We start from the raw sequence: 6,478 nt of genomic DNA, 5'->3' as shown, positions 1-6,478 counted from the left end.
GTATCATCAATTTATAAAGTTATTTAATAATGATAAAAAGTTTAGAAAACATTTTAAAGAATATAATAATAACATCACAGAATATGAATTTAGACTTTCATATGAAGCTTCTAAATATAAGTCACAAGCATATATAAAAGGTAAACAAAAATTACCAAAAGAACACAAATATAGTGATATTTGAGCAAATAACGAAATTAAGAATATAGTTGATTTAAAATTCGGAACAGTTTGAACAGCAGATATAAAATACATAAAAATTAAAAATAAATATTATTACTTGCATGTTATTAGAGACCAGAAAACAAATATGATTTTAAATTGAAATTTACAAGACACTAGAACAGCTAGCGATACAATATCATTATTGAAAAGTTGTATCAAAAAATACAATATTAAACCTAAGTATTTTCATACAGATCATGGTGCAGAATATGCTAATTTTGATGTGAAAAATTACCTAGTAAAAAATAAAATAATTCAATCAATGTCAGCTAAAGGCAACTCATTAGAAAATCGTGGTTCAGAATATTTATTTGCAAATCTTGAAAGAGAAAAAATAAGATTAAGCAATTTTAATAAACTAAATTATTTAGGTATTTATAATGAGATAAACAAATATTTTATTTATTATAATTACACAAGATTACAAAAAAATTTAGACTATAAGACACCATTTGAAACTCTTAATGAAGAAGGATTTAAAGCACGTAAAAAATCATTTAATTCAGTCGAATTTTATAATCACTCGTTCTAAAAATATAAACATAAACATTATGAATAAAAAATAAACGTAAAGATACGTAAAATATAATTTGAGTTATATTATTTTCGGTGTTAATATAATATATAATTTAATAAATTAAAATGAAAAAAACTCATATCAATAAAAAATTAATATGAGTTTTGTGTCAAATTTTATTCACCTAACTTATAATTTTATAATTAAATGTCTTTTTTTACTTTCTTATTTTGAGATATTTTAATGATTTTGAAGGGTGATCAAGTTATATTTATTTTTAAGAAATTTTTTTAAAAATAAAATGAAAAAATACCTACTACTTTTTATAAAAAATGTAAATATTTTTTATAAGTAACCCTATATGGTGTCATCAAAAGTTAAATATGGTAAAATATTTATAAATTTAAAGTATTATACGGAGAAAAATATGAGTAATAATAACGATTTTAAACCACAAATTAGATTTAAGGAATTTACTAACGCTTGAGTACAACTAATTATTGAAGAGTTAGTATATTACATTAGACCTGATAAATATACTACAACTCTAAAAAAATTATTAGAAAAAGGGAAAATACCTGTTTTGACTGCTAATAAATCATTTTTACTAGGTTATTCAAATGAAGATAATTTTTTCGACCAAGAGTCAATAATTTTTGATGACTTTACGTTGTTATTTAAGTATGTAAATTTCCCATATATTGTAAAATCTAGTGCAATAAAAATATTATTAACTGATAATACAAAAAATAATTTATATTTCATATCCTTATTACTTAAAAAACTTAATTTAAAATCGGAAAATCATGCAAGACACTATATTTCTCTTGTGCAAAAAACAAACGTAAAAATAACAAATTTTCAGGAACAAAACAAAATATCAAAAATATTCACTAATTTAGACTCATCAATCGCACTACTTCAGCGTAAGTTAGAAAAAATGAAAAATATTAAAGAGTTTCTACTTAATAAAATGTTTGTAAGCTATCAAGCGCAATTTCCTGAAATTAGATTTAAAGAGTTTACTAATCCTTGAGTACAGGAACAATTTAATAGTTTTATAACTTGATATTCTCAAAAAAATAGTTCTAATCTTAAATATAAAAGTTATTCTGTAAGCAATAATTTAGGCTTTATTTTACAAAACGATTTCTTTAATTCTGGAGGAAAAGCAGTACATGCTGATAAAACTAATTCTAAAATAGTTAGACCCAACTCGTTTGCTTTTAATCCTTCTAGAATTAATATAGGTTCTATCGCATATTATAGAAACCAAGAAAATGGACTTGTAAGCAATATTTATGAAACATTTTTTACAAATGAAATGATAGATGATTATTACTTAGAATGTTTCTTTAAAACACATATATTTAAAAAAATAATAAATTTATATAAAAATAGTGGGGTTAGAGATAGTTTCAGCATTCAAAAATCTAAATTTGTTAAAATTAATATTCCTTCATTAAAAGAACAAGAGAGAATAATTAAATTATTAAAAACATTAGACTCATCAATCGCACTACTTCAACGAAAATTAAAAAAACTAGAAAATATTAAATCAACTTTGTTAAATAAAATGTTTGTTTAAAAACAGAACTTATTCTTCTAGTAAGTTCTGTTTTTTATTAGATTTTATTTAATAGCTTTAAAATTAATTTTTATTAAATCCGTTCTAATAAATATAAATTAATTAGTGCGTTATTACAAATGATTTATTACACTATTTTAATAAATTCATAATAAAAGTTTTTGTATTAAATATTAATTAAATATGTAAAAATAGAGTTTCGAAATAATGCCCATTTATTATTCCTAAAATTACTAAATTCCATAAAAGTTAAAATAAACTTAAGCATAATTTTATTTTTTTAATACATCAAAAAATGGCGATTTTATTTAGCGCTCTTAACAAAAGTAAAAAAAAGATTTTTTAGGCTTTGTAATTAATTAAAAAGTGTTTATTTTGTTATAATTAATATAAAATTAAAAGTTTATAAAAAAGGAGCTTTATGGCAAAAGGACAAAAGTCATTTTTTGAACGTTTAACAGAAGTTAATGACTCATACGATGAAAAAAAACAAAATAAAAATACTACTAACAAAAAGAAAAGAAATTATATAAATATTGCTATTTTATCAACTTTAGGAGTTGGTGCTTTTTTAGGTATAACAATACCTGCAGTTATAAATAGTACAAAAGTAAATTATGAACAACCAACTAAAGATGATGTAAATGTTTTTGAATTTAAAAATAGTAATGGTGTTGTAACAAAAATCAATGTTAAAGAACTAACTAATGTTTTAACAGATACAAGTAAAACAAACCAAAGCAAAGTAAGTTCTTTATATAAAAAGATTATTCTAGAGTGATACAAACAAGAGCAACGTGCTTCTCAAATATATGAACATATTTTTAATAATTCATTGATTGCTGGCGAAACAGTTAGAAGTGATATTAAATTAAAGAAAATCGAAGATATCGAAAAAGAACAAAAAGCAAAGATTGATGAAGAAAGAAATAATATTCAAAAGAAATATCCTTTTCAAACATGAGAAAAAGCATTTCTTGAAAAATTACAATCAGATGAATTTGGAAAAAGCAACACAGTAGAAGAAGCTACTGAATATTTAGTATTTAAAGAAATTGAAAATGAAGCGTTAAGACGTTTTACAATTGAAGTTAAAACTTATGATTTAAATTACATTAATAGAGTTGCTCAAAGAGATATTTATGATATCGATGAATTCGGAAACACTTTACCTCAAAAACTTTTATTCCACAAAGGTGATAAAGTATTCTCATTTTACAAAGAAAATGAAAATTATTATACAGATTCTTCAGTTGCTAATAAAGCGGTTACATTTACAACTCGTTCATTTATTGATAAGTTAAAAGATCCTATTGAGTTAATTAATACTTACTTTAGTTCAAATTCTTTAATGAATGTTGAGTCTATAATTTTACCTGGTGCTCATGATCCTGAATTAACAAAACCATTTAAATTCGATGATAAATCGAAAGAGAAATTAATAAACATTTTAAGTTATTCTTCAATAATTAAAACAACTGCAAATAATGGTAATCCAACAACATCGAGAGAATTTATACAAAACGTAGAATTGTTCAAGAAATTTAAAGCTGCAAGCGAATACTCATTAATTAAAGAAAATCAAACAAGCGAAGAATTTCAATATGATAAAACATTATATTCAAGTTATATTGAATCTTTAACATTAACAAAATCAGACTCACTTTTAAAAAGCGCATTAGTTACTTTTAAAGATTTATTCACTTCAAACCAAGAGCAAGCTTTAGGAATTATTGCTAAAGATGAACTTTCAAAAGGAGATAAAAAAATTCCAGAAATAAACTTAAATGAAATTTACAAATTACCTACAGGAGTAAATTCAAGTTTAGAATCTGAAATAGATAAGTTGCAAAAAGAACTTAAAACAATGGAATCTCAAACAAATAACGAACAAGAATTTATCGAAAAAACAACTTTATTAAATAGTTATATTTCTAGATTAATTAATTCAATGGATAATGCTCAATTTGAAAAGTGAATAAAAGATACATTCAACAACCACTTTAATATAAATGTTGATAATAAAAATTATGTTTCTACAATTTATAAAGTTAAAGATAAAGATGGTTACTATGCTTTATTAAATGCGACAGGAATTAATTTATTCAAAGTAACAATGGTTCAAGAAAAAGATCAATATATTAAAATGTTCAAAGACGACATGATTAATGTATTAAAAGGTTTTTCTACTCATTTTGATTTAGTTAATAAAATTAATAAAAAACTTAGTGAAGAACAAATAGTTGTTAAAGCTTTACAAGATGATGCGCTTAAAGCAGCATTAAAAAATATTGATAATCCCTCTATAACTGATAAAAAAGAAAAATATAACGATCAAGTTCTTGAAGAATACTCAAATATTGCTTACTCAATTTCTAACGGTAAAGTTAGTGTTGAAATAACAAATAATTTAGACAAAATTGATAAATGAATAAAAGATACTTATAATTCTGAAACAAACTTAAATTTAAGTTATAAAGACGCAAAAATGAAAGTTGCTTATTACGATACAACTAATAAAACATTTAGTTATTCTGAAGAAAGTGCGTTTGATTTATACGAAAGTGCATTAAGAAAAATGTTAAAACAAGGAGAGGATAAATAATGATAAAATGATTTAAAAAAGTAATTTTGCCAGTATCATTAGCTTCTATTAGTGTTGCTGCTATTTCTTGTGGTAGAACAGCTGATTCGATTGAAAAAACTCAACAAGACGAATTATTTAAAGACGCAAAAGTTAAAACAGAAGTAGAAAACTTATGAATTGAAAATGTTTTAAAAAATTACTATCAAGTTGATGAAAATGCTAATTTAATTTCAAATCAAGAGTATAAAGAAGCTGCTTTCCAAACTTATAAAACATACGTAGAATATCAAAATCAAAAAGATTCTAAATATTTAGAAAAACAAATTACAAATTTACTTTCATTAGGTGTTTTAAACCAAGAAGAATTTAAAGTGTTAGAAAAAGCGTATAGTTTTAAATCATTACCAACTTTAGACCAATTTACAATTTTATATAACAATAAATCAGCTGATGTTAGATTATTGGTTAATAAACAACTATTAGTTAATAAATATTTAACAATTTCATCAAAAGAAGAATTAGAAAAAATTGATAACTCTAAATATACAAGAAATAAAGATAGATTTGATCAAAATAACTTTTTGTTAATTGATTATATTCTTGACAAAAATTATGTTCAATTATGACAATTTAAATCAGATAAAGAACAAGATTTATTTACTACAAAATACAAAACAATTTCAAACATAAATGATTACAATGCTATAGCATTAAAAAACTATACAACAGATAATGTTGTATCATCTAATTTGTTGTTCTCAAATAATAAAAATATTGAAACAAAATTAGGTGGTTATGTTGGTATCCAAAAAACTCCTTTTAGTTTTGATATTTCTATATCAGCTTTATCAGAAGAAAATGTTGTTATGAGTGGTTTCTATAATTATTCAACTAATAAACTAGTTAAAGTAAGAGAAGATGAAAGTTTAGAAGAATCTATCAAAATTACAAATAATGATGGAAAAATAAATATATCTTATTTAAATAGAATTATGCCGCTTACAAAAAAAGTAACCAATCCAGATGATCAAGAAAAAGAAATGACAATCTTTACAATGGAAAATACTTTTTTTGCTCCTAATTTATTAATTTTAACTACAATATTATCAGTTAATGATGAATCACTTTACAATAAAGCGGTTGATGCTTTTGTTGCCTTAGGGAACAAATTAACAATAACAGAAAATGAAACATTGAAAAAATCATTAGAAGGGTCAAAATTCCTTGGCTAGTATTTTTACAAAAATTATAAATAGAGAAATTAACTCTAATATAATTTATGAAGATGATAGGGTTATATCTATTTTAGATGTTAATCCCAAACAACCTGGACATTTTCTAGTTATTCCTAAAATTGAAAAAGAAAATCTTCTTGAACAAAGCGAAGAAGAAGTTAATTATTTAATGAAAATAGCTCGCCAGTTAGCAGACGAAAAAATCAAAAATCATGAAGCAACTGGATTTAAAATTGTAATTAACACCGGAAAAAGTGCCGGACAAGAAGTTATGCATACACATGTTCATGTAATACCATACAAATAATAATCGCCTTTGCGATTAT

The 6,478-nt window shown here is 23.0% G+C and carries 5 protein-coding genes; all 5 read left to right on the top strand.

From position 1 onward, the window contains the following. Positions 1–757: DDE-type integrase/transposase/recombinase (locus N9R85_RS00640; protein ID WP_262858148.1), on the top strand; the 757-nt coding region annotated here is incomplete at its 5' end. A 412-nt stretch (positions 758–1,169) separates the two neighbouring features. Beyond that, positions 1,170–2,330: a restriction endonuclease subunit S gene (locus N9R85_RS00635; protein ID WP_262858147.1), complete on the top strand. Its 1,161-nt coding sequence runs from the start codon at positions 1,170–1,172 to the stop codon at positions 2,328–2,330. Between the two features lie 421 nt (positions 2,331–2,751). Further along, on the top strand, positions 2,752–4,935 hold the full coding sequence (locus N9R85_RS00630) for a HinT-interacting membrane complex protein P80 (RefSeq protein WP_262858146.1): 2,184 nt from the start codon (positions 2,752–2,754) through the stop codon (positions 4,933–4,935). Continuing rightward, positions 4,935–6,149, top strand: coding sequence for a HinT-interacting membrane complex lipoprotein P60 (locus N9R85_RS00625; protein ID WP_262858145.1), 1,215 nt, complete (start codon positions 4,935–4,937; stop codon positions 6,147–6,149). The genes N9R85_RS00630 and N9R85_RS00625 overlap by 1 nt, the downstream gene beginning before the upstream one ends. After that, complete coding sequence (gene hinT / locus N9R85_RS00620; protein ID WP_262858144.1) at positions 6,142–6,459, top strand: histidine triad protein HinT; 318 nt, start codon at positions 6,142–6,144, stop codon at positions 6,457–6,459. Before N9R85_RS00625 ends, hinT begins: the two co-directional genes overlap by 8 nt. Positions 6,460–6,478: the final 19 nt, after the last annotated feature.

This window comes from Mycoplasma sp. CSL7503-lung (assembly GCF_025515455.1).
Classification (GTDB): domain Bacteria; phylum Bacillota_I; class Bacilli_A; order Mycoplasmatales; family Metamycoplasmataceae; genus Mycoplasmopsis.
Note: the sequence above shows the minus strand (reverse complement) of the source record. Positions and strands in the feature narration are given on the sequence as shown.